We start from the raw sequence: 21,059 nt of genomic DNA on the forward strand, positions 1-21,059 counted from the left end.
AAACATTTTTTAATTATCTAAATAAGTTTTTATCGAATACCATTCTAATTGCATCTGCGTGACGACGTTTTGCACGTGTGTAACTTCCTGATGCCGGAGCAGAATATGCTTTTAATGAAGCTAATCTCCATTTTACAAGATCAAAGTTCATTAACATAAAGCTGTAAGCTCCCATGTTTTTAGGTTCTTCCTGAGCCCAAACATAATCATCTGCATTTGGATATTTTGCAATGATTTCTTTGATCTGCTCTACAGGGAAAGGGAATAATTGCTCGATACGAACAACTGCAACGTCATTTCTTCCGTTGTTTTCTCTTTCAGCCACAATATCGTAGTAGAATTTACCTGTACAGAAAACTAAAGTTTTAACTTTCTTTTTATCTACTGTATTGTCATCAATTGTTTCCTGGAAGCTTCCGTTTGCTAATTCATCAACTGTTGATACGCATCTAGGATCACGTAATAAACTTTTTGGAGAGAAAACTACTAAAGGTTTACGGAAGTTTGTTTTCATTTGTCTTCTCAATAAGTGGAAGAAGTTAGCTGGCGTTGTACAATCAGCTACATACATATTATGTCTTGCGCAAAGTTGTAAGTAACGCTCCATTCTTGCAGAAGAGTGTTCTGCACCTTGTCCTTCATATCCGTGCGGTAATAATAAAACAATACCATTTTGGTTGTTCCATTTATCTTCTCCACAAGAAATATACTGGTCAATCATGATTTGAGCTCCGTTAGAGAAATCTCCAAATTGTGCTTCCCAGATTGTTAAAGCTTTAGGGTTTGCTAATGCATATCCGTAATCAAAACCTAAAACTCCATATTCAGATAAAAGAGAGTTGAATACGCCGAATTTTCCTTTTTTGTTTTCGATTCCGTTTAATAAAATTACTTCTTCTTCAGAATCTTCAACTTTTACAACAGCGTGACGATGAGAGAAAGTTCCTCTTTCAACATCCTGACCAGAAATACGAACATCAAATCCTTCTGTTAAAAGAGATCCGTAAGCTAATGCTTCTGCAGTTCCCCAATCAAGAGTGTTGTTATCGTATCCAACTTTTCTATCCGTAACAATTTTAGTTATCTTATTGATGAACTTTTTGTCTTCCGGTAAAGTTGAAATAGTGTTGATGATAGAATCTAACCCTTTTTTGTCAAAAGTAGTATCTACTTTTTGAAGCATTTGTGTGTCAGTTACCTGAACAAATCCGTCCCATTCGTTTTTCATGAATGGAGTAATGATTGTCAAATCTTTTTTACGAGAAGCTTCTAAGTTTTCTTCAAGAGCAGATTTGTATTCTTTTTCTAAACCATTAACATAAGAAGCATCGATTACACCGTCTGATAATAGTTTCTCAGCGTAAATGTCTCTTGGGTTTTTATGTTTAGCAATGATTTTATATAAAACCGGCTGCGTGAAACGAGGTTCATCACCTTCGTTATGACCGTATTTTCTGTATCCTAATAAATCGATAAATACGTCACGTCCAAACTGCATTCTATAGTCTAATGCAAAAGATACAGCGTGTACAACAGCTTCAGCATCGTCAGCATTTACGTGTAATACCGGAGATAAAGTTACTTTTGCAACGTCTGTACAATATGTAGATGAACGAGCGTCTAAATAGTTAGTTGTAAACCCAACCTGATTGTTGATTACAATGTGGATTGTTCCTCCAGTTTTGTAACCATCTAATTGTGCCATTTGAATGATTTCATAAAGAATACCCTGACCAGCGATGGCAGCATCTCCGTGAACGGCGATTGGTAAAACTTTAGAGAAATCATCAGCAAAATATTTATCTTGTTTTGCTCTTGTAATACCTTCAATTACAGCTCCAACAGTTTCTAAGTGAGAAGGGTTTGGTGCCAAATTGATGTTGATGCTTTTTCCAGATCTTGTTTTTCTGTCGGCAGTAAGACCTAAGTGGTATTTTACGTCACCATCAAAATATTCCTGATCGTAATCTTTTCCGTCAAACTCACCAAAAATATCCTGAGTAGATTTTCCGAAGATGTTTGCCAAAACGTTCAAACGACCACGATGAGCCATTCCCATTACGAATTGTTCAACACCTTTTTCTGCAGCCTGCTCAATTAAAGCATCAAGAGCCGGGATGATAGATTCTCCACCTTCTAATGAGAAACGTTTTTGTCCAACATATTTAGTATGAAGGAAGTTCTCAAAAGATACAGCTTCGTTTAATTTATTTAAGATCGTTTTCTTTTCTTCTGTAGAGAAATTAGGCTGATTTGTATTTACAGCTAATTTATCCTGAATCCATTTTACAACACCAGGATTTCTAATATACATATATTCAATACCAATATGCTGGCAGTAAATAGCCTTAAGGCGAGTTACAATAGCTTCTAAAGAAGAAGGCGTCATTCCTATTGTTTGTGCAGCATCAAATACAGTTGAAAGATCAGCTGAAGATAAACCGAAATTTTCAATATCTAAAGTTGGTGAAGACTGCCTGCGGTCACGAACCGGATTTGTTTTTGTAAACAAGTGTCCGCGAGTACGGTAACCATCAATTAATTTTAGAACGTTAAATTCTTTTTGTAGTTTTTCTGAAACCTGACTGTAATCTGTGTTTGGGCTAGACACATACTCAACGATTGTCTGCACAGGGTTTTCGTCATTATAAGTTGTTTGTCCAAAGTCAAAACCTTGAAAAAAACTTCTCCAGCTAGGCTCAACGCTGTCTGGGTTAACTAAATATTGATCGTATAATTGTGCAAAAAACTCGGTATGCGCTGCATTTAAAAATGAAAACCTATCCATAATATTAGTGAATATACTTTTTGTTAAATAGAATGGCAAAAGTACAACAATCGCCTCTATTTAAATCTTTTTTTTACGTACTTTTACGTAAAAATTTGTTAAAATAAACGTTAACTATGAATAAAAAACAATTTTCAATCGATTGCAGATCTTTTTTTGTGATTTTGGCAGTGTTATTCTCAAGTTATGCAAATGCGCAGCAAACGTATGTTATTGATAACAAAAATCATTTCTGGGAAAAAGTACAATTTGGAGGCGGTCTTGGTTTAGGAATTGGCTCAGGTTATACTGATATCTCGGTAATGCCAAGCGCCATTTATAATGTTAACCAAATTGTCGCGGTTGGACTCGGGCTCCAGTTTGGCTACTTATCTTCAAAAAACTATTATGAATCTTATGTTTATGGCGGAAGTTTCATTACGCTTGTAAACCCAATTCCGGAAATTCAATTATCTGCAGAGTTAGAGCAGGTAAGAGTAGATACAAGATATGAATCGAATATAAACAGACCTGCTTTTTCTGATGCTTATTGGAATACTGCTTTATATCTTGGTGCAGGTTACAGAACCGGAAATGTTACAATTGGTGCTCGTTACGATGTATTGTATGATCCGGACAAAAGTCTTTACGGATCTGGATTTATGCCTTTTGTGAGAGTGTATTTTTAGAGCTGCTAAGGTTCAAAGAAACAAAGAAACAAAGGCACAGAGTATAAGACCTTTGAACCTAAAACAAATAAAAAAAGCGACCCAATTGGGTCGCTTTTTGTTTGCTTCAATGTTTGCTTACACCACGCAAAACATCGAATACATACTACGGGGGTCTGTATACTCTGGAGCTGCAGCAACTGTACTAGTACCTCCTATAATTTTTTTAGCTTCTTCTGAATTAAGCTCAATAATATTAGTTTTTTTTAACACTAATTTTTTTAAGTTATTTTTTTTCATAATCTTTGGGTTTTGAATTGTTTTTGAATTGGTTTTGAATGTGTTGTGAAAATCATATTGTGAAATTATCCCAAAAAAGCCTCAAAAAAAAGTCATAAATCCCCAGATTTATAAAAATAGTCCGTTTCGAAATCTACGTAATTATTTGATTGTCAATCATTTATTTTTAAAAAATGAATAAATATGAATGTAATAAGTAGGATTTATACCCTGGTTGTATTATTAGCAATCAATTTTACTTTTTCTCAAAATAAAATTGAAACTTATAAGGATTCTGTTAAAAGCTTATTGTACAATAATCCCGCAAAGGCAAAATATTATTGCCATAAGCTTCTTAAATATGCTAAGGCCAATGATTTGGTAGCTGAGGAAGCAAAATCATATTGTTTCCTTGCAGATTTAAGCGGGGCTTTAACCCAGAAAGACAGCGCTTTTTACTACTTTGATAAGGCCATTCAGAAAGCAAATTCAATTGATAATCAAAAGCTGGAAATGGTTTTTAAAATAAATAAAGCCAATTATTTATTCAATGAATTTGATTTTCAGGAAGCTCTTACTTTATATGAAGAATGTGTAATCTTATCTAAAAAACTCAATGATACCGACGCTTACAACTATATTTCAATAAAAAAAGGAAGTATTGCTTACGAATTAGAACGTTATCAGGAAGCATTAAAAATCTACAAAGAAAACCTGTCTAAGAAGGGTTTTAATAATATTAGCAAGCTGGACATAAAATTAGGCTTGGTAAAAACTTATATTAATTTAAATAAACAGGATTCAGCCCATGTTTTTATAAAAAGTGGCATTGAGGAATCCCGAAAAAACCACCTAAAAGAGCACGAAATCCATTTTTTGGAACAATTGGGCTTAATTTACCTCGATAAAAAGGACTTTTCAAACGCAAAAATTACGTTCGAAAATGCTCTTAAAATTGCTCAGGAAATTGATAGTAATAATCTAATTACAGAGATTAATATCAGGATTTCTAAACTCTATTCGATTCAAAAAGAATATAATAAAGCAATCGATCTTTTAAAATCGATTATTAAAAACGAATCTCTGTCGAATATACCGGTCGAGAAACTGTCTGAAATTTATTATTTGCTGGCTGAGAACTATAAATCGGTTGAGAACTATTCAGAATCAAATTATTACTACAGTCAATTTATTGATAAATCCAAGAAAATAGGTGAAAAGCGAATCGAAGCTATAGATCATCTTCATAAAATTGATATTAATGAAAGTAAAGAAAGAGAAACAGAGCAAGCCAATCAAAAATGGATATTGCTGGGAGTAACAAGCTTTTTGATTCTTTTATTTATTGGTTTTTTTATTAAAAGAAGAAAAGAATCTATTCAAAACCAGGTTAAGTTTGAAGAGCTGCTTCTTAAAATCAAAAATTTTGAAAACCAGAAATCTTCTGAAGAGACACAGCAAAGTACTCCTACAGCTGATAATACTGAGATTGCAGGCTCTTTTACTGATAAAAAAGACGAAGAGTTTGAAACAGAACTTATATATAATAGTATAGTAACTATAAATAACTCATCTGACGGAACAAATATTGAAGAAGATCATATTGATGCCGATATCGAAATCGAAAACATTGATATTGAGGAAACGGCTAACAGCAACTTCATTATAAAAGACGAAACCAGAACTGAGATTTTGGATAAATTAATTAAGCTGGAAGAGAAGAAACTGTTTTTAAAACAGGACTTTACGCTGCATAATGTTGCAAAACGATTAAAAACAAATACAGCTTATTTATCTAAAATAGTCAATAGCGAGCTGGATAAAAACTTCAGTTCCTATGTAAATGAGCTCAGAATTAACTTTATTATTATCGAATTAAAGAACAATGTGAAGCTGAGATCGTATTCAATTAATGCAATTGCAGAAGAAATTGGGTATAAAAGTCCGGAATCATTTACCAAATATTTTAAGATTGCAACCGGAATTAGCCCCTCAATTTATATAAAAAAGATAAATCAGATGAAAGAAAACGAAAACAAGTAGTTTTGTTGTAAGTTGCTGGTATTAAACGGTTTAAACCCTTAAAAAGACCCCCTTATTTTATAAATATGGGGGTTTTTCGTTTTTTTTTCAGGAAAAAAGCTTTTTACTTTGTCTCAGAAATTAATCGGAAAAACAAGATTAGTTTCGACTTTGGTTTTGAAGGGTGGCGAAAGTGAAAACGAGTAGCCACTTCAAAAACAAAACCAGAATAAAAAAATAAAACAGAGTGTGGAGACTCTGTTTTATAAGTTGATTTAACAAAAACGTAATTACTAACAAGTTGCCAGAAATTACTTCTACAAAAGTAAAAAAAAATGTTTTCAATAAAACTTTTTTTTACTCTTTCTAAAAGTACACTTCTACAGGGCATTACTTGTTAGGCAAAAAGAAAATTTTATGACTAATAGTAATCAATCTGGCCCAAAACGCCTTAGCAAAAATTCAATTTTTAAAATTGAAGACAATGATGCTGTAAAACAGCCTAAGTCGTTGTTTTACAAAATAAAAAAACGCATTTCAAAACTTTTCAAATAGAACTTTTCGGGATTTTTCCGGAACTAATTTCTGTGCTTTTTATTTAAGCATTGTCTAAAACTTAGATGTAGTATATCTATTTGAAATTGTTATGTATTTCATTCAGCTAAATCATTTTTAGCCCAATCCAACATGCTCTATTCTGAATCATTTGATTCTAAATACATAATTATTTGCATAAGCTGTTCAATAACTAAAAAATTTAAACAAAATGAAAAAACAAAGTCAAAACAAACTGATTTTCAGCACAACTGCTGTAACAGAACTAAATGTTCTACAATTAAGAAATGTAAATGGAGGAATATCTGGATATGATATCGATACCAATCCTAATTCCGGATGTATATGTGATCCAATTTTAACGAAAATAACTGTAATTAAACCTAATCAATTATAAAAATGAAAGACATAAGCCTAAACAACAAACTGTATTTTAAAAAAGCAGATGTTACAGAACTAAATGACAATTTATTAGCATCAATCAATGGTGGAACTTCTATAGACGGAGGAGGAGATACCTGTACAGGATGCTGCTGCCTGAAAGTGACATTCGATTTAATGTAAAATTAATAATCTAAAAAATATTTAAACATGAAAAATCAAAACCCAAAGAACAAACTGGTTTTTAATAAAGCCGCTGTTACAGAACTAAACGACAATTTATTAGCAGTAATCAACGGAGGAACTTCTATAATCGGAGGTGAAGACACTTGTACAGGATGCTGCTGCTTAAGAGTGACATTCGATTTAATGTAAAATAATAATAATCTAAAATCATTTAAACATGAAAAATCAAAACCCAAAGAACAAACTTGCTTTTAATAAAGCATCTGTTACAGAATTAAACAATAATCAATTAGAAACTGTAAATGGCGGAACATCTAGTGCTACAACAGTAGGAACTACAAGCCTTGTTTTAATAACCCTTTTGACTGCGCAAGCTGAATAATATGAAAAATCAAAACCCAAAGAACAAATTGGCTTTTAATAAAGCAGTTGTTACAGAATTAAATAGTAACCAATTAGAAAGTGTAAATGGCGGAACAATAACGGTTACGACTACAAGTCTAATTATTGTAACTGTTATAACTCTTCAAGCAGAATAATATGAAGAATCAAAATCCAAACAACAAGCTGACTTTTAACAAAGTAGCTGTTACAGAACTGAATGACCAGCAAATGCATAATGTAGATGGCGGAACAACCTCTCTTTGTATTGTAGTTTTTACAACAATATTAATAGCAGCACAATAAACCCTTTAAATTTTAACAAGATGAAAAATCAAAATCCAAACAAGTTAGCTTTTAATAAAGCATCTGTAGCAGAATTGAACGACAAACAAATGCATGATGTAGACGGTGGAACAAGTCCACTTTGTATCGGAGTAATCATCGGTCTTACAATCACAATCTATTCAGAAAATTAATCAATTAACCTTTAAATCTTAAATAAGATGAAAAATCAAAACACAAACAAGTTAGCTTTCAACAAAGCATCTGTAGCAGAATTAAACGACAAACAAATGCACGACGTAGACGGTGGAACAAGCCCATTATGTATCGGAGTAATTATCGGTCTTACAATCACAATCTATTCTGAAAATTAATCAATTAACCTTTAAATTTTAACAAGATGAAAAATCAAAACACAAACAAGTTAGCTTTTAACAAAGTTGCAGTAGTAGAATTAAACGACAAACAAATGCACGACGTAGACGGTGGAACAAGCCCATTATGTATCGGAGTGATCATCGGTCTTACAATTACAATCTATTCAGACAATTAATCAATTAACCTTTAAATTTTAAATAAGATGAAAAATCAAAACCCAAACAACAAGTTAGCTTTTAATAAAGCATCTGTAGCAGAATTGAACGACACACAAATGCATGATGTAGATGGTGGAACAAGCCCGCTTTGTATCATAGTTTTGACTACAATAATATTAGCTGCAGAGTAAATAACAACCTTAAATTTTAAACCATTATGAAAAAACAAAACTCAAACAACAAGTTAGCTTTCAACAAAGTTGCTGTTATCGAATTAAACGACAAACAAATGCACGACGTAGACGGTGGAACAAGTCCACTTTGTATCGGAGTAATCATCGGTCTTACAATCACGATCTATTCAGAAAATTAATCAATTAACCATTAAATTATAAATAAGATGAAAAATCAAAACCCAAACAAGTTAGCTTTCAATAAAGCATCTGTAGCAGAATTAAACGACAAACAAATGCATGATGTAGACGGTGGAACAAGCCCATTATGTATCGGAGTAATCATCGGTCTTACAATCACAATCGCAGCAGACTAATCACTAACCTTTTAAATTTTAAACAAGATGAAAAATCAAAACACAAACAAATTAGCTTTCAATAAAGCATCTGTAGCAGAATTAAACGACAAACAAATGCACGACGTAGACGGTGGAACAAGTCCATTATGTATCGGAGTAATCATCGGTCTTACAATCACAATCTATTCAGAAAATTAATCAATTAACCTTTTAAATTTTAAACAAGATGAAAAATCAAAACCCAAACAAGTTAGCTTTTAATAAAGCATCTGTAGCAGAATTAAACGACAAACAAATGCACGACGTAGACGGTGGAACAAGCCCATTATGTATCGGAGTAATCATCGGTCTTACAATTACAATCGCAGCAGACTAATCACTAACCTTTTAAATTATAAACAAGATGAAAAATCAAAACACAAACAAATTAGCTTTTAACAAAGTTGCAGTAGTAGAATTAAATGACAAACAAATGCATGATGTAGACGGTGGAACAAGTCCATTATGTGTTGGAGTAATCATTGGTATTACAATCACGCTTGCTGCTAAATAATTAATCTATTAACTTTTAAATTATAAATAAGATGAAAAATCAAAACACAAACAAATTAGCTTTTAACAAAGTTGCTGTTATCGAATTAAACGACAAACAAATGCACGACGTAGACGGTGGAACAAGCCCATTATGTATCGGAGTAATCATCGGTCTTACAATTACAATCGCAGCAGACTAATCACTAACCTTTTAAATTATAAACAAGATGAAAAATCAAAACACAAACAAATTAGCTTTTAACAAAGTTGCAGTAGTAGAATTAAATGACAAACAAATGCATGATGTAGACGGTGGAACAAGTCCATTATGTGTTGGAGTAATCATTGGTATTACAATCACGCTTGCTGCTAAATAATTAATCTATTAACTTTTAAATTATAAATAAGATGAAAAATCAAAACACAAACAAATTAGCTTTTAACAAAGTTGCTGTTATCGAATTAAATGACAAACAAATGCATGATGTAGATGGTGGAACAAGCCCATTATGTGTTGGAGTAATCATTGGTATTACAATCACGCTTGCTGCTAAATAATTAATCCATTAACTTTTAAATTATAAATAAGATGAAAAATCAAAACACAAACAAATTAGCTTTTAACAAAGTTGCTGTTATCGAATTAAATGACAAACAAATGCATGATGTAGATGGTGGAACAAGCCCATTATGTATCGGAGTAATCATCGGTCTTACAATTACAATTGCATCTGATAACTAAGAAATCCTTAGAACCAGAAAAAACAAAAACGTGAACAACAAGCTGTATTTCTATACAAAGCTGTCACGGAATTAAGTGCCTATAAAATGCAATATGTTGTTGGTGGAAGCTTCAACTTTTACATTCGGTACAGTATTATAATGATACTTTTAATATAAATTCCGGACATGTTCCTTCAAAAAAAGCATTATCAGTTTGCGCTGATAATGCTTTTTTTATGCTTTAAAATCATAAAAACAGACAGCAGACAAATTTCGTTTGGAATTCTTAAAAAATGAAAATAAATAACTGTATTTCAAATAGTTAAATCTTAAAAATCAATACGATTTTTTATAAAAATGGGGGTTTTTCATTTTTTTCTTCCTTAAATAATAGGTTCATTTGCCATGTAATTAATACGAAAAAAAATGAGCGATAAAGAAATTTTCCCAGAAGAGATTTTAAACAACACTGTTGAAAGTCATATTATTAAACACAATAAAAAAACATCCCGTTTATTTGTGATTACATTTTTAGCTTTATTAATAGCTTTTATTTCCCTTCCTTTTATATATATAGATGTTTATACAACGAGTAGAGGAACCATTATTCCACAGGAAAAGAAACTAACACTTTATTCTCCTATCAGCGGTAAAATATCTTTTTTTAATGTTGAGGAAAATAAGAAAATAAAAAAAGGCGATACCTTACTTATAATAGATCACAACATATTAAAAGAAAGAGAGAATTTAAATACAATTCAGAGTTCAGAAAACTCTCTTTATCTAAGCGATCTAAAAAACCTTATAAATCATAATTATAATCAGGTACAATCAGATCAATATAAAAGAGAGCTTTTAAAACATCAGCAGGAATTGTATAATCTGGATATCGTAACTAAAAACACTCAAACAGACTTCGACCGAAAAGAACTGCTGTACAAAAAAGAAGTCATCTCAAAATCAGAATTCGAAAAGGCCGAACTGGAACTCAACAAAATCAAGAACGACCGAATCAATCTGATCAAACAAACCGAATTGTCCTGGCAGAAAGAATACACACAGCTGAGTCAGTCGAATAAAAATATTCATTCGAACCAGAAACAGCTTAAAGAAGAGGAGAATAATTATATCATAATTGCTCCAATAGACGGCGAACTGGTTAATATGCAGGGATTTCATAAAGGAAGCGGGGTCGCCGCCGGAAACCCGATAGTAGAGATTTCTCCGGATAAAAACATAATCGTCGAAACTTATGTAAATCCATCAGAAATAGGATATTTAAAAGAAGGCGGAGATGCCATTTATCAAATAGACGCTTTTAACTCCAATCAATGGGGATTTGCAAAAGGAAGAATATTCGAAATAAGCAAAGATGTTTTAATTGTAAACAATGTCCCGTATTATAAAATAAAAAGCAATCTGCACAATGACAGCTTAACGCTAAAAAACGGAGCCAAAGGGACTCTCAAAAAAGGAATGAGTTTAACCAGCCGTTTTTTCCTAACTAAGCGAACTGCATTTCAGTTAATATTTGACAAAGTAGAAGATTGGTTTAATCCTTACAATAGCAAAAATGAGTAAAATAGAAATAAAACAACATGATTTTTCAGATTGCGGTGCTGCTTGTTTAGCTTCAATCTCGGAACATTATAATTTAAGCCTGCCTATTTCAAGAATCCGCCAGTATGCCAGCACGAATCAAAAAGGGACAACATTACTTGGATTAAGAGAAGCGGCAGTTAAATTAGGCTTTCTGGCAAAAGGTGTAAAAGTAGATTTTGAAGGAATAAAAGATCTGCCAATTCCGGCTCTTTTACATGTTGTAATAAAACACGAAGGACATGAATTTCCTCATTATGTTGTTGCTTACAAAGTTACCAGTAAATATATCCAGATCATGGATCCTTCAAATGGTAAACTGGAAAAAAAGCCGCTTGCCGAATTTCAGGAAATGTTTACAGGTTACGCCTTAATACTAGTTCCGGATGATGATATTTTTAAAGAAAAAAACGAGAAAATATCCAATTTTAAAAGAATACTATTTTTATTAAAGCCTCATAAATACATTTTATTACAAGCCATTATAGGAGCTGTTTTATATACTTTACTAGGTTTTTCATTATCAATATACGTAGGTAAGATTACAGATTTTGTTTTGGTAAGCGGAAACAAAAGCTTATTAAACCTTATGAGTGTTATCGTTATTGGATGTTTGCTGCTGCAGATTGTTTACAGCGTTTTAAAAGATGTTTTTATTTTAAAAACAAGCCAGCAGATTGATTCACGACTAATTTTGGGTTATTACAAACATCTTTTTACCATGCCTCAAAAGTTTTTTGACACAATGAGAATTGGTGAAATCATGTCCAGAATTGGCGATGCAGTAAAAATACGAGCCTTAATAAACGAAACCGCTTTAAGTGTTTCAGTAAACGTGCTTATTGTCTTTTTTTCCTTTATTTTTATGTTTTCATTCTATTGGAAACTCGCATTGATTATTTCGCTGATTATTCCGTTTTATGTTATTATTTATTTGATAACAAACAAATTGAATAAAACAGCAGAACGTTCTATAATGGAAAAAAATGCTTTGCTGGAATCTCAGCTGGTAGAATCTATCAAAAATATTGGAACTGTAAAAAGACTGTCTTTAGAAGATTTTTCTAAAACCAGAACAGAACTAAAATTTGTTGATTTGCTAAAAAGCGTTTACAAATCAGGAATGAACGGAATTTTTTCAAGAACCGCTACTGATTTTATTTCCAGATTGTTTACCATCATACTTTTATGGGTAGGAACCTATTATGCTATTGATGGAGATATTACACCAGGTGAATTGTTTTCGTTTTATTCTATTATAGGATATTTTACAGGACCGGCATCACAGTTAATAGGAACAAATCAGGCGATTCAGAATGCCATGATTGCTTCAGACCGTTTGTTTGGAATCATGGATTTGGACAGAGAAGAAATGGAATCAAAAGTGCATTTGACCCGAAGCAACTTTGATGATATTAAATTCAAAAACATTGATTTCTCATACGAACTGGGACGTTACATTTTTAAAGACTTAAATATTACCATTAAAAAAGGAGCTTTTACCGCTTTTGTTGGAGAAAGTGGAAGCGGAAAAAGTACCATCGCATCGTTAATTCAAAATATATACAGCCCAAAAGAAGGTAAAATATTAATTGGCGAATACGACCTGAATTACATATCAAAAGACAGCATAAACGCTCTTATTACAACTGTACCTCAAAACGTTGAACTTTTTGACGGAACTATTGCCTTCAATATTTCCATTGGAGAATCAAATCCTGATATGGAAAAAATCATCGAAGTAAGTAAAAAGGTTGGTGCTTATGATTTTATCGAATCACTGCCAAACGGATTCAATACCTATTTGGGAGAATTTGGAGCCAATTTATCAGGAGGAGAAAAACAGCGAATTGCTTTCGCAAGGGCGCTGTACAAAGATCCTGAAGTATTGATTCTGGATGAAGCAACATCAGCACTTGACTCTGAATCTGAAATGGTGATCAAAAAACTAATTGACGAACTGCATGCACAAGGCAAAACAATCATTGTAATTGCACACAAACTACAGTCAATTAAAAATGCCGATGTTATTTATGCCTTCAAAAAAGGAGAAGTCGTAGAATCTGGTGCGCATCAGGAACTTATGAATAAAGAAGAATACTATTATAGAATGTGGAATAATATAATTGTTTAATAAGGAAATTTAACAAAAATGAAAAATTACTCTTTTGCAAAAACGGCTATTGTAAGAACTCCAATTGAAGAAAAACAAGTGGATCTTACCTGGGAAAAAATCGTGGAAATTTTTTCTAAAAAAGAAAACAGAGAAGCATTATTTATTGGTTCTCCAAACATTTATAAAGCACTTGTAATGTGGGAAACCGGAGAAGGTTTTCAAACAGAAGAAGAACTGAAAAACCTAAAAGGATCATTATACAAATATGCTTCGCGTTTAGCCAACCGAAGCACGCCTTTTGGAATGTTTGCCACAGTAGCCGCTGTAGAATTAAATTCTGAAACCAACCTTAAAATCGCCGAAAGCACTTTAGGAAGATTTACCAAATTCGACATGTATTTTCTAGGAAGTTTTCTGCCGGTGATCGTAAAAAACGATGCCATTAAAAACGTTCTGAAATACTACAGTAACAACTCTATTTATACCGTTTTTGATAAATACCGATATGTCGAGTATTATTTTAAAGACAATGTGCGTTTTCACAAAATTTCAGAAGTTGAAATAAGCGATTATCTGGAACTTATTTTCGAAAAAGCAAAAGACGGTGTTTTACTAAGTGAATTGGCAGAACTGCTTGTTTCTGATGAAATTACATTAAAAGATGCCAACGAATTTATCGATACTTTAATCAAATGCCAGTTTATCGTATCTGAATTAGAATTTACAATTACAGGCGATGATTACTTTGATAAACTCCTGAAAACATTCTCTGAAGAAAGATTTGATTTCTATGAAGCCGAAGTCATCAGAGAATTAATAACCAATTTAAAAAACAAAATCAATTCCCTTGACACAAATACTATTAACGATCCTGCTTTATATACTCAAATTCATGAGTTAGTAAACGAAGAACTGGATCATGTAGACATTTCAAAACTATTTCAGGTAGATAGCTTCAGAAAAATCGAAAACGGATCTATTAGTTTTAAAACCTTAAAAAATCTGCGTCCGGCTTTAAGTGCTTTAAACAAATTGCAGTCAGGTTCAGAAAACGCAAACTTAAAAGAATTCAAAAAGAAATTCTTAGAACGTTATGAAGAATACGAGCAGCCTTTAGTAAGCGTTCTTGACCCGGATGTTGGAATTGGTTATGCAAAAACAGCAGGAGCCAAATCACCTTTGGTTGACGATCTATTAATTAGTGGAAGTCAGGCACAAGTTAATCAGATTTCGATGGATGCTAAAAAATCATTTCTGTTTAAAAAACTGCTTTATGCCACAAAAAACAATTTGCAATCTATCGAATTAACTGATGAAGAAATCAACCAATTTGAAGAAAACGAAGCCTTGTATCCAGATACTTTTTCGGCATTTGTAAATGTATTTCATGAAAACGGCGTTGAAAAAATCAACATTAAAACAGCCAGCGGACCATCTGCAAATGGTTTAATTGGTCGATTTGGACATTTAGATAACAAAATTCTAAATCTTTGCAACGAAGTAGCCGAAATAGAAAACCAGTTAAACCCGGACAAAATCATTGCCGAAGTAATTCATTTACCACAAGCAAGAACTGGAAATATCTTATACAGAAACTTTCAGAGAGAGTATGAAATCCCGTATTTAGGAAATGCTTCTGTCGACAGAGATCACCAAATTAAGATTGATGATTTGTATGTTTCGGTAAAATCAGGAAAAGTAGTACTGCGTTCAAAAAGATTAAATAAAGAAGTGATTCCAAGATTAAGCAACGCACACAATTTTGCCTCAAATGCACTGCCAATCTATCACTTTTTATGCGACCTGCAGAACCAAAACTCATTTGGATTTGCATTTAGCTGGGGCGGCCTTCAAAGTGAATTTGATTTTCTGCCAAGAGTAAATTATAAAGACACGGTGTTTAGCAGAGCCGTATGGAACCTTAACAAAACCGAAATTGAAAATCTTGTAGCAGCTTCCGAAGCAAAAAACATCGATTTTATTACTGATTTCAAACAAAAAAGAAATATTCCAGATGTTGTATACATTTCTCAGGGAGACAATGAGGTGCTTATTAACTTCAATAATGAATTAAGCCGAAATGTTTTTTACTATATGCTGAAAGGTGAAAATACAATCCAGCTGAAAGAATTTTTGTTTACAGAAAATACAATTACACCGGATTATTGCAATGAAATTATCTTCACAGCACATAAAAACGTAGAGAAAAAAGCAGAAACTGCTGAGGTAAATCAATTTGTATCTCAGGAAAATAAAAATAATGTTCAGACTTCATTCTCTATTGGAGAAAAATGGCTTTACTATAAATTTTACTGCGGAGAAAGAGCAGGAGAAGAACTGCTTAAAAATGGTATTACACCAATTGTAGAAGAACTAAAAGCAAAAGGTTTAATCGACAAATGGTTCTTTATTCGTTATTATGATGTTCAGGGACATCATATCAGATTCCGTGTTTTATTAAAAAACAGCAATTTGTTTACGGATTGTATCAAAATTATCAAACAACACGTAGAGCCATTTGAGCAGACAAGAATTATCTGGAAAACACAAACAGACAATTACTTGCGTGAATTACAACGATACGGTTATGAAGCAATTGAAGCAACAGAATCATTGTTTTTTAATGACAGTGAATGCACTTTAAAATTTGCAGATATGATCGAAGGAGACACTGGAGAAAAAATAAGATGGATGTTCTCATTATTATCAATCGACCATTTCTTAAACGATTTTGACGTAAAACTCGAAGGAAAAGTAAAGTTGTTTAATGCAGCCAAAACTAGTTTTGGAAAAGAATTCAACCGTTCAGGAAGACTAAACAAACAAATCAACGAAATGTTTGTACAGCACGAATCTGAGATTGAATCCTTCTTAGATCCAAATCTTATGAATGAAATGTATGAGCCATTAATTGAAATTCTCGAAGAACGTTCTCAACAAAATGCTCCTGTAGTTGCAGAGATAAAAGAGTTAAGCAAAGAACATCGTTTACCAACGTATCTCGACAATATAATGCTGAGTTATGTACACATGATCTGTAACCGAATTTTCCTTACGAAACACAGAATTCATGAAATGGTAGTTTACGATTACTTATACAAATATTACAGTAAACAACTTCACACAGGAAAAAAGAAAGAAACCAAAGAAGTTGAAGAATCTATAGTATAATAACTAAAAAGGGAATTCAGGAAATTAGAATTTAATAGTTTTTTCTAAACCAAACCTTCTGCCATTCCCTTTTTAAAATTAAAAAAGAAACTTGTTCGGCAAGGATTACCAAATCTGAGCCGTCAAGTTTTTTTATTTCATTTTCAGGAACATCAATAATATAAAGCAGGTTTAAATATTCAGCAAATTTGTACTGAATCATGCGGTAGATTTTTTCGTGCAGCTGAATTTTTAATTCATTTGGAGAAATGCTTAACGGAAAATCAATTCCCTCATTAGCCAGATTAAAATCCTTATTAATCTGCTCAATCAGATTTAAATACAAAGTTTCTGCCTGCGCTTGGGCTAATAATGATTCAGTATTTACTGGTGCTACAAACATGGACGCTTTTTAAGAATTTGCGCAAAGTTAAAACTAAAAAATCATTTTACAGTCGATTCTCGTTCTATGATTCTCGTAGGAAGTTCTATAATTTGATGTTCTACTTTTCGATGCTCTTTTATGTCGGCAATTTCATCAATTAAAATAGAAACAGCAGTATGTCCCATTTCAAATCCCGGCTGATCGATTGTTGTTAATTTAGGCGAAATAACAGTACTCATAAACCAGTTACTAAAGCCAAAAACCGCAACCTGATCCGGCGTTTTTATGCCCGCCTCATTAAAATATTTTATAATTCCGATAGCAACCAAATCTGTAATCGCAAAAATAGCGTCGATATCCGGATGTTCGTTCATGATTTTTTGGGCATTTTCGTAGCCGTCTTCAAAATCAGTATTGTTGTCGCAAACATAAACCAGTTTTGAATCGTACTCAATTCCGTGCGCTTCAAGTGCACGTTTATAACCTAAAAAACGATCAATAGAATTTTGGGGAACATATGAACCTCTAAAATGAGCGATTTTTTTATACCCTTTATTTATAAGATACGTAACGGCATCATAAGCCGCTTTGGCATCATTTATAACCACTTTAGAGCAATCGACTCTTTTGGCAATTTTATCAAATAAAACAACAGGCGTATTTTTTCGGATGGCGTCATTAATATGAGAGAAATCATCCGTTTCGTTTGAAAGTGACATTAAAACTCCGTCAACCCGCTTTTGAATTAATAAAGCAAGCTGTTTTTTCTCCATTTCATATTTTTCATTTGATTGCAGAATGATAACCAGATAACCTCTTTTTTCGGCTTCTTCTAAAATGCCGTTTAAAACACTCGAAAAAAAGTGATGAACCGTCGCGGGAATAATAACACCAATTGTTTTGGTTTCATTAGTTCTTAAATTAACCGCAACAGAATTTGGCATATAGTTCATCGATTCGGCCATTTCGATAACTTTGGCGCGCGTCGATTTACTAATGTCTGTATATCCTTTTAATGCCTTTGAAACCGTTGTAACCGATATTCCCAAGGCCGAGGCTATATCTATTAATTTTGTATCATTCATGAAATAAATGTAGTAAAAAATAAATTTCATTGAGAAAAAATATGTTTCCGAAAACGTTTTAGGTGATTTCGAAAACGTTTTCGATTTAGAATTGCTAAATTGTGTTTAATTAGTGTTTTAAGTTTACAGTATAAATGAAAAATTTACTAACTAAACCAAAAAATCATGAAACAGAAACATTCTTATTTAGGTATATTATTTTTGATAATATGCTTAATTACTGTTCAAAATAAGGTATTTGCCCAGGCAAAAAACACCGTTTCCGGAAAAGTTTTAGACGAAACCGGACAATCAATTCCCGGAGCTAATGTATCTTTAAAAGACACTGGAAAAAATACGATAACAGATGAAAACGGACGTTACGTTTTTACAGATGTTATTGCCGGAAATTATATTGTAGAAGCGACAAATGTGGGCTACAAAACGTATAGCAAAGAAATTTCAGTAAAAGAAGGAGAATCTGTAGTTACAGATTTACTTTTAGAAACCGAATCTCAAAGTTTAAAAGAAGTTGTAGTAACAGGTTCATCTGCCCCAAGATCAAAATTAGAATCGAGCGTTGCCATTACCACAATGGGAGCAAAAGCAATCGAAGACAGAGCGCCATCGAGCACGGCGGCTTTATTACAGACAATTCCGGGATTTGTGGTTGAAGCATCTGGAGGAGAAATTGGAAACAACCTTTTTGCAAGAGGAATTCCATCAGCAGGAGCGTATGAATATGTACAGATTCAGGAAGACGGATTACCGGTTTTTGAAGATGGAGCTTTACAATTTGCCAACGCAGATACATTTTACAGACTTGATGAAACAGTAAGTAAAATGGAAGCTGTTCGTGGAGGTTCTGCGTCAATTTTTGCAAACAATGCTCCGGGTGGAATTATCAACTTCATTACGAAAACGGGTCAGAATGATTTTCAGGGAAGAGCAAAATTCACGACTTCAGATTACGGAATGTTCAGAACCGATCTTAATTTATCTGGCGCTTTAGTTCAGGATAAATTATTCTTTAATGTCGGCGGATTCTACAGAACTGATAATGGAGTAAGAAATACGGGTTTTACGGCTAATAAAGGCGGACAAATAAAAGGAAATCTTACCTATAAATTTGACGACAACGATTATTTAAGAGTTAACTTCAAACATCTTGACGACAGAAATACATTCTATTTGCCAATTCCATTAAAAAGCAACAACGGAAAAGTAGAAGGAATTCCGGGCTTTAATCCAAATTACGGAACTTTGACTTCTGTTAATTTCAGTCATTTAAATGTTCCTCAATACGGCGGCGGAACTTTTAGCGCAGATTTAGAAGATGGTTCTCATCCAATTATCAACTCAATTGGAGCAGAATTCAAAAAGAAAATTTCTGAAAAAGTTACTTTCAAAAATGCTTTCAAACAAACTAGCATCGATTTAAATTACAATGCTATTTTCCCAAATGGCGGACCTTGGACACAAGAGGCGTATGCAACAGGAGTTCAAAACACAACAGCAAGTAATTTGACTTACAGTTATGTAGATAACGGACAAACGCTGGATCCAAACGCTTTGATTATGAGAGCAGATCTTTGGCACATCGAGAAAAAGATGAACAACTTTGCGAACAATTTCTCTTTTTCTTTTGATTTAGATCCTGTGAAATTAACAGCTGGTTATTACTATTCTAACTGGAAATCAAATCAATACTGGAACTGGAATTCCTATTTAGTAAGCGTTTCAGATAATCCGAGATTATTAAATGTAAAAGATAATACAACCGGAGTTGATCATACCTGGAATGGTATCGAAAGAATTACATGGCTGGAAAGAGATGCACAGACAAAAGGACTTTTGAATGATATTTATGCTGATGCTGAAATTAAAGCTACAGATAATTTAACCTTCAACGCAGGTTTAAGATATAATAAAGATAAATATTCCGGATACAGAGACAATGCTAGATTTTTTGCAGAAAACTTAGGAGTTTTAGACAACAATACGGCTGACGACGCGGTAACAACGGTAAAAGGAAATCCGTATACATACTGGAGATATGATGTAAGCGAATGGTCATACACTGCGGCTGGAAACTACAAATTCAACGATAATATGGCTTCATACGTTCGCTACAGCCACGGTTTTAGATCTCCAATTGAAGAATCATTTTATGATAATGCTGCCAATTTAAGCAAGCTGGAAAATACAGAAGTAAATCAGTTTGAGTTGGGTTATAAATATTCAAGTTCTTTCTTCTCAGTAAATGCGAATTTATTTCACATGAACTTGAAAAATGTTGCTTTCACAGATATTTTATCTGATGGATCTTCAGAAAACAAATTTGCCGACGTAAACAATATTGGTCTTGAAGTGGAAACGAATGCAAGATATAAATTTGCAAAACTGAACTTTACATTCACAGTTCAAAAACCAGAATACGACAATTTTACCGGAACAAATGCCGATGGTTCTACTTTTGATTTTAACGGAAATACAGCGCGAAGAATCCCTAAATTTTTCTGTAACCTAAGACCAGAAGTTGATATTACAAAAGATTTTACAGCTTATGTTCAGTTTTCTTATTATGATAAAAAATTCACAAATCAGGATAACAAACAAGTTTTACCGGCTTACAAAGAAGTTGGAGCAGGGTTAAATTATACGTATAATAACCTTCGTTTTGCAGTCGATGCTTCGAATTTATTCAACGAAATTGGTTTAACAGAAGGAGATCCAAGACAAACAACATCTGCAGCAAGCGATGTGTTTATGGCAAGACCTATTTTAGGACGCGCGTTTAGATTTTCTGTAGCGATTAATTTCTAAATTTATATATACGGTATCGTAGAGACGCACTGCTGTGCGTCTCCGCACCGTAACCACAACGTATTACGTG

Annotated in this window: 29 protein-coding genes; 25 read left to right on the forward strand and 4 right to left on the reverse strand. The window is 33.0% G+C overall.

Annotation, left to right across the window (positions count from 1 at the left end):
• Positions 1-13 precede the first annotated feature (13 nt).
• Positions 14-2,788, reverse strand: coding sequence for a 2-oxoglutarate dehydrogenase E1 component (locus ABDW27_RS13335; protein ID WP_343696353.1), 2,775 nt, complete (start codon positions 2,786-2,788; stop codon positions 14-16).
• 116 nt (positions 2,789-2,904) lie between these two features.
• Between ABDW27_RS13335 and ABDW27_RS13340 the strand changes: the two genes are divergently transcribed.
• Positions 2,905-3,456 carry a hypothetical protein gene (locus tag ABDW27_RS13340; RefSeq protein WP_343696354.1) on the forward strand — a complete coding sequence of 184 codons (552 nt, stop codon included), beginning with the start codon at positions 2,905-2,907 and terminating at the stop codon, positions 3,454-3,456.
• Positions 3,457-3,573: 117 nt separating this feature from the next.
• Here the strand turns inward: ABDW27_RS13340 and ABDW27_RS13345 are convergent, their stop codons facing one another.
• Positions 3,574-3,735 (reverse strand): hypothetical protein, encoded by a 162-nt coding sequence (locus tag ABDW27_RS13345; RefSeq protein WP_343696355.1) that lies wholly within the window; start codon positions 3,733-3,735, stop codon positions 3,574-3,576.
• 183 nt (positions 3,736-3,918) lie between these two features.
• Here ABDW27_RS13345 and ABDW27_RS13350 point away from each other — a divergent pair, with 183 nt between their 5' ends.
• From ABDW27_RS13350 to ABDW27_RS13460, 23 genes are all read left to right on the forward strand, one after another.
• On the forward strand, positions 3,919-5,757 hold the full coding sequence (locus ABDW27_RS13350; RefSeq protein WP_343696356.1) for a helix-turn-helix domain-containing protein: 1,839 nt from the start codon (positions 3,919-3,921) through the stop codon (positions 5,755-5,757).
• A 745-nt stretch (positions 5,758-6,502) separates the two neighbouring features.
• Positions 6,503-6,688: a class I lanthipeptide gene (locus ABDW27_RS13355; protein WP_343696357.1), complete on the forward strand. Its 186-nt coding sequence runs from the start codon at positions 6,503-6,505 to the stop codon at positions 6,686-6,688.
• Positions 6,689-6,690: 2 nt separating this feature from the next.
• A complete protein-coding gene (locus ABDW27_RS13360) occupies positions 6,691-6,855 on the forward strand; it encodes a class I lanthipeptide (protein WP_343696358.1) in 165 nt (54 codons plus the stop codon).
• A gap of 27 nt (positions 6,856-6,882) precedes the next feature.
• The gene (locus tag ABDW27_RS13365) at positions 6,883-7,047 is read left to right on the forward strand and encodes a class I lanthipeptide (RefSeq protein ID WP_343696359.1); all 165 of its coding nucleotides are present in this window, start codon (positions 6,883-6,885) and stop codon (positions 7,045-7,047) included.
• A 28-nt stretch (positions 7,048-7,075) separates the two neighbouring features.
• A complete protein-coding gene (locus ABDW27_RS13370; RefSeq protein ID WP_343696360.1) occupies positions 7,076-7,240 on the forward strand; it encodes a class I lanthipeptide in 165 nt (54 codons plus the stop codon).
• Between the two features lies 1 nt (position 7,241).
• The gene (locus tag ABDW27_RS13375) at positions 7,242-7,397 is read left to right on the forward strand and encodes a class I lanthipeptide (RefSeq protein WP_343696361.1); all 156 of its coding nucleotides are present in this window, start codon (positions 7,242-7,244) and stop codon (positions 7,395-7,397) included.
• A gap of 1 nt (position 7,398) precedes the next feature.
• Entirely contained in the window at positions 7,399-7,545 is a 147-nt protein-coding gene (locus tag ABDW27_RS13380; protein WP_343696362.1) for a class I lanthipeptide, read from the forward strand.
• A 20-nt stretch (positions 7,546-7,565) separates the two neighbouring features.
• Positions 7,566-7,718, forward strand: a complete 153-nt coding sequence (locus tag ABDW27_RS13385) for a class IIb bacteriocin, lactobin A/cerein 7B family (RefSeq protein ID WP_343696363.1) — start codon at positions 7,566-7,568, stop codon at positions 7,716-7,718.
• A gap of 27 nt (positions 7,719-7,745) precedes the next feature.
• Entirely contained in the window at positions 7,746-7,898 is a 153-nt protein-coding gene (locus ABDW27_RS13390; protein WP_343696364.1) for a class IIb bacteriocin, lactobin A/cerein 7B family, read from the forward strand.
• A 26-nt stretch (positions 7,899-7,924) separates the two neighbouring features.
• On the forward strand, positions 7,925-8,077 hold the full coding sequence (locus tag ABDW27_RS13395; protein ID WP_343696365.1) for a class IIb bacteriocin, lactobin A/cerein 7B family: 153 nt from the start codon (positions 7,925-7,927) through the stop codon (positions 8,075-8,077).
• A 27-nt stretch (positions 8,078-8,104) separates the two neighbouring features.
• Positions 8,105-8,251, forward strand: a complete 147-nt coding sequence (locus tag ABDW27_RS13400) for a class I lanthipeptide (protein WP_343696366.1) — start codon at positions 8,105-8,107, stop codon at positions 8,249-8,251.
• A 26-nt stretch (positions 8,252-8,277) separates the two neighbouring features.
• Positions 8,278-8,433: a class I lanthipeptide gene (locus tag ABDW27_RS13405; RefSeq protein WP_343696367.1), complete on the forward strand. Its 156-nt coding sequence runs from the start codon at positions 8,278-8,280 to the stop codon at positions 8,431-8,433.
• Positions 8,434-8,460: 27 nt separating this feature from the next.
• Positions 8,461-8,610, forward strand: coding sequence for a class IIb bacteriocin, lactobin A/cerein 7B family (locus ABDW27_RS13410; RefSeq protein WP_343696368.1), 150 nt, complete (start codon positions 8,461-8,463; stop codon positions 8,608-8,610).
• A gap of 27 nt (positions 8,611-8,637) precedes the next feature.
• Positions 8,638-8,790 (forward strand): class IIb bacteriocin, lactobin A/cerein 7B family, encoded by a 153-nt coding sequence (locus ABDW27_RS13415; RefSeq protein ID WP_343696364.1) that lies wholly within the window; start codon positions 8,638-8,640, stop codon positions 8,788-8,790.
• A gap of 28 nt (positions 8,791-8,818) precedes the next feature.
• A complete protein-coding gene (locus ABDW27_RS13420; protein ID WP_343696368.1) occupies positions 8,819-8,968 on the forward strand; it encodes a class IIb bacteriocin, lactobin A/cerein 7B family in 150 nt (49 codons plus the stop codon).
• Positions 8,969-8,995: 27 nt separating this feature from the next.
• On the forward strand, positions 8,996-9,145 hold the full coding sequence (locus tag ABDW27_RS13425; protein WP_343696369.1) for a class IIb bacteriocin, lactobin A/cerein 7B family: 150 nt from the start codon (positions 8,996-8,998) through the stop codon (positions 9,143-9,145).
• 31 nt (positions 9,146-9,176) lie between these two features.
• Positions 9,177-9,326: a class I lanthipeptide gene (locus tag ABDW27_RS13430; RefSeq protein WP_343696370.1), complete on the forward strand. Its 150-nt coding sequence runs from the start codon at positions 9,177-9,179 to the stop codon at positions 9,324-9,326.
• A 27-nt stretch (positions 9,327-9,353) separates the two neighbouring features.
• Positions 9,354-9,503 carry a class IIb bacteriocin, lactobin A/cerein 7B family gene (locus ABDW27_RS13435; RefSeq protein ID WP_343696369.1) on the forward strand — a complete coding sequence of 50 codons (150 nt, stop codon included), beginning with the start codon at positions 9,354-9,356 and terminating at the stop codon, positions 9,501-9,503.
• 31 nt (positions 9,504-9,534) lie between these two features.
• A complete protein-coding gene (locus ABDW27_RS13440; protein WP_343696371.1) occupies positions 9,535-9,684 on the forward strand; it encodes a class IIb bacteriocin, lactobin A/cerein 7B family in 150 nt (49 codons plus the stop codon).
• A 31-nt stretch (positions 9,685-9,715) separates the two neighbouring features.
• A complete protein-coding gene (locus ABDW27_RS13445) occupies positions 9,716-9,868 on the forward strand; it encodes a class I lanthipeptide (protein WP_343696372.1) in 153 nt (50 codons plus the stop codon).
• A 407-nt stretch (positions 9,869-10,275) separates the two neighbouring features.
• Positions 10,276-11,430, forward strand: a complete 1,155-nt coding sequence (locus ABDW27_RS13450; protein ID WP_343696373.1) for an HlyD family efflux transporter periplasmic adaptor subunit — start codon at positions 10,276-10,278, stop codon at positions 11,428-11,430.
• The gene (locus ABDW27_RS13455) at positions 11,423-13,582 is read left to right on the forward strand and encodes a peptidase domain-containing ABC transporter (RefSeq protein ID WP_343696374.1); all 2,160 of its coding nucleotides are present in this window, start codon (positions 11,423-11,425) and stop codon (positions 13,580-13,582) included. The genes ABDW27_RS13450 and ABDW27_RS13455 overlap by 8 nt, the downstream gene beginning before the upstream one ends.
• A gap of 18 nt (positions 13,583-13,600) precedes the next feature.
• Positions 13,601-16,735, forward strand: a complete 3,135-nt coding sequence (locus tag ABDW27_RS13460) for a lantibiotic dehydratase (RefSeq protein ID WP_343696375.1) — start codon at positions 13,601-13,603, stop codon at positions 16,733-16,735.
• A gap of 31 nt (positions 16,736-16,766) precedes the next feature.
• Here ABDW27_RS13460 and ABDW27_RS13465 read toward each other — a convergent pair whose 3' ends face one another.
• Together ABDW27_RS13465 and ABDW27_RS13470 are read right to left on the reverse strand one after the other, a co-directional pair.
• On the reverse strand, positions 16,767-17,117 hold the full coding sequence (locus tag ABDW27_RS13465; protein ID WP_343696376.1) for a hypothetical protein: 351 nt from the start codon (positions 17,115-17,117) through the stop codon (positions 16,767-16,769).
• 41 nt (positions 17,118-17,158) lie between these two features.
• On the reverse strand, positions 17,159-18,184 hold the full coding sequence (locus ABDW27_RS13470) for a LacI family DNA-binding transcriptional regulator (RefSeq protein WP_343696377.1): 1,026 nt from the start codon (positions 18,182-18,184) through the stop codon (positions 17,159-17,161).
• Between the two features lie 165 nt (positions 18,185-18,349).
• Here ABDW27_RS13470 and ABDW27_RS13475 point away from each other — a divergent pair, with 165 nt between their 5' ends.
• Positions 18,350-20,989, forward strand: coding sequence for a TonB-dependent receptor (locus ABDW27_RS13475; RefSeq protein ID WP_343696378.1), 2,640 nt, complete (start codon positions 18,350-18,352; stop codon positions 20,987-20,989).
• The last annotated feature ends 70 nt before the right edge of the window (positions 20,990-21,059 follow it).

The organism is Flavobacterium sp. (assembly GCF_039595935.1).
Classification (GTDB): domain Bacteria; phylum Bacteroidota; class Bacteroidia; order Flavobacteriales; family Flavobacteriaceae; genus Flavobacterium.

Excerpts from the sequence above, each read along its gene's own strand:
- ABDW27_RS13375 (WP_343696361.1), top strand. The coding sequence starts at position 7,242 with ATGAAAAATCAAAACCCAAAGAACAAATTGGCTTTTAATAAAGCAGTT.
- ABDW27_RS13335 (WP_343696353.1), bottom strand. The coding sequence starts at position 2,788 with ATGGATAGGTTTTCATTTTTAAATGCAGCGCATACCGAGTTTTTTGCA.
- ABDW27_RS13380 (WP_343696362.1), top strand. The coding sequence starts at position 7,399 with ATGAAGAATCAAAATCCAAACAACAAGCTGACTTTTAACAAAGTAGCT.
- ABDW27_RS13465 (WP_343696376.1), bottom strand. The coding sequence starts at position 17,117 with ATGTTTGTAGCACCAGTAAATACTGAATCATTATTAGCCCAAGCGCAG.
- ABDW27_RS13440 (WP_343696371.1), top strand. The coding sequence starts at position 9,535 with ATGAAAAATCAAAACACAAACAAATTAGCTTTTAACAAAGTTGCTGTT.
- ABDW27_RS13455 (WP_343696374.1), top strand. The coding sequence starts at position 11,423 with ATGAGTAAAATAGAAATAAAACAACATGATTTTTCAGATTGCGGTGCT.
- ABDW27_RS13470 (WP_343696377.1), bottom strand. The coding sequence starts at position 18,184 with ATGAATGATACAAAATTAATAGATATAGCCTCGGCCTTGGGAATATCG.
- ABDW27_RS13365 (WP_343696359.1), top strand. The coding sequence starts at position 6,883 with ATGAAAAATCAAAACCCAAAGAACAAACTGGTTTTTAATAAAGCCGCT.
- ABDW27_RS13395 (WP_343696365.1), top strand. The coding sequence starts at position 7,925 with ATGAAAAATCAAAACACAAACAAGTTAGCTTTTAACAAAGTTGCAGTA.
- ABDW27_RS13390 (WP_343696364.1), top strand. The coding sequence starts at position 7,746 with ATGAAAAATCAAAACACAAACAAGTTAGCTTTCAACAAAGCATCTGTA.
- ABDW27_RS13450 (WP_343696373.1), top strand. The coding sequence starts at position 10,276 with ATGAGCGATAAAGAAATTTTCCCAGAAGAGATTTTAAACAACACTGTT.
- ABDW27_RS13340 (WP_343696354.1), top strand. The coding sequence starts at position 2,905 with ATGAATAAAAAACAATTTTCAATCGATTGCAGATCTTTTTTTGTGATT.
- ABDW27_RS13385 (WP_343696363.1), top strand. The coding sequence starts at position 7,566 with ATGAAAAATCAAAATCCAAACAAGTTAGCTTTTAATAAAGCATCTGTA.
- ABDW27_RS13410 (WP_343696368.1), top strand. The coding sequence starts at position 8,461 with ATGAAAAATCAAAACCCAAACAAGTTAGCTTTCAATAAAGCATCTGTA.
- ABDW27_RS13405 (WP_343696367.1), top strand. The coding sequence starts at position 8,278 with ATGAAAAAACAAAACTCAAACAACAAGTTAGCTTTCAACAAAGTTGCT.
- ABDW27_RS13355 (WP_343696357.1), top strand. The coding sequence starts at position 6,503 with ATGAAAAAACAAAGTCAAAACAAACTGATTTTCAGCACAACTGCTGTA.
- ABDW27_RS13345 (WP_343696355.1), bottom strand. The coding sequence starts at position 3,735 with ATGAAAAAAAATAACTTAAAAAAATTAGTGTTAAAAAAAACTAATATT.
- ABDW27_RS13400 (WP_343696366.1), top strand. The coding sequence starts at position 8,105 with ATGAAAAATCAAAACCCAAACAACAAGTTAGCTTTTAATAAAGCATCT.
- ABDW27_RS13420 (WP_343696368.1), top strand. The coding sequence starts at position 8,819 with ATGAAAAATCAAAACCCAAACAAGTTAGCTTTTAATAAAGCATCTGTA.
- ABDW27_RS13445 (WP_343696372.1), top strand. The coding sequence starts at position 9,716 with ATGAAAAATCAAAACACAAACAAATTAGCTTTTAACAAAGTTGCTGTT.
- ABDW27_RS13360 (WP_343696358.1), top strand. The coding sequence starts at position 6,691 with ATGAAAGACATAAGCCTAAACAACAAACTGTATTTTAAAAAAGCAGAT.
- ABDW27_RS13460 (WP_343696375.1), top strand. The coding sequence starts at position 13,601 with ATGAAAAATTACTCTTTTGCAAAAACGGCTATTGTAAGAACTCCAATT.
- ABDW27_RS13430 (WP_343696370.1), top strand. The coding sequence starts at position 9,177 with ATGAAAAATCAAAACACAAACAAATTAGCTTTTAACAAAGTTGCTGTT.
- ABDW27_RS13475 (WP_343696378.1), top strand. The coding sequence starts at position 18,350 with ATGAAACAGAAACATTCTTATTTAGGTATATTATTTTTGATAATATGC.
- ABDW27_RS13425 (WP_343696369.1), top strand. The coding sequence starts at position 8,996 with ATGAAAAATCAAAACACAAACAAATTAGCTTTTAACAAAGTTGCAGTA.
- ABDW27_RS13350 (WP_343696356.1), top strand. The coding sequence starts at position 3,919 with ATGAATGTAATAAGTAGGATTTATACCCTGGTTGTATTATTAGCAATC.
- ABDW27_RS13435 (WP_343696369.1), top strand. The coding sequence starts at position 9,354 with ATGAAAAATCAAAACACAAACAAATTAGCTTTTAACAAAGTTGCAGTA.
- ABDW27_RS13415 (WP_343696364.1), top strand. The coding sequence starts at position 8,638 with ATGAAAAATCAAAACACAAACAAATTAGCTTTCAATAAAGCATCTGTA.
- ABDW27_RS13370 (WP_343696360.1), top strand. The coding sequence starts at position 7,076 with ATGAAAAATCAAAACCCAAAGAACAAACTTGCTTTTAATAAAGCATCT.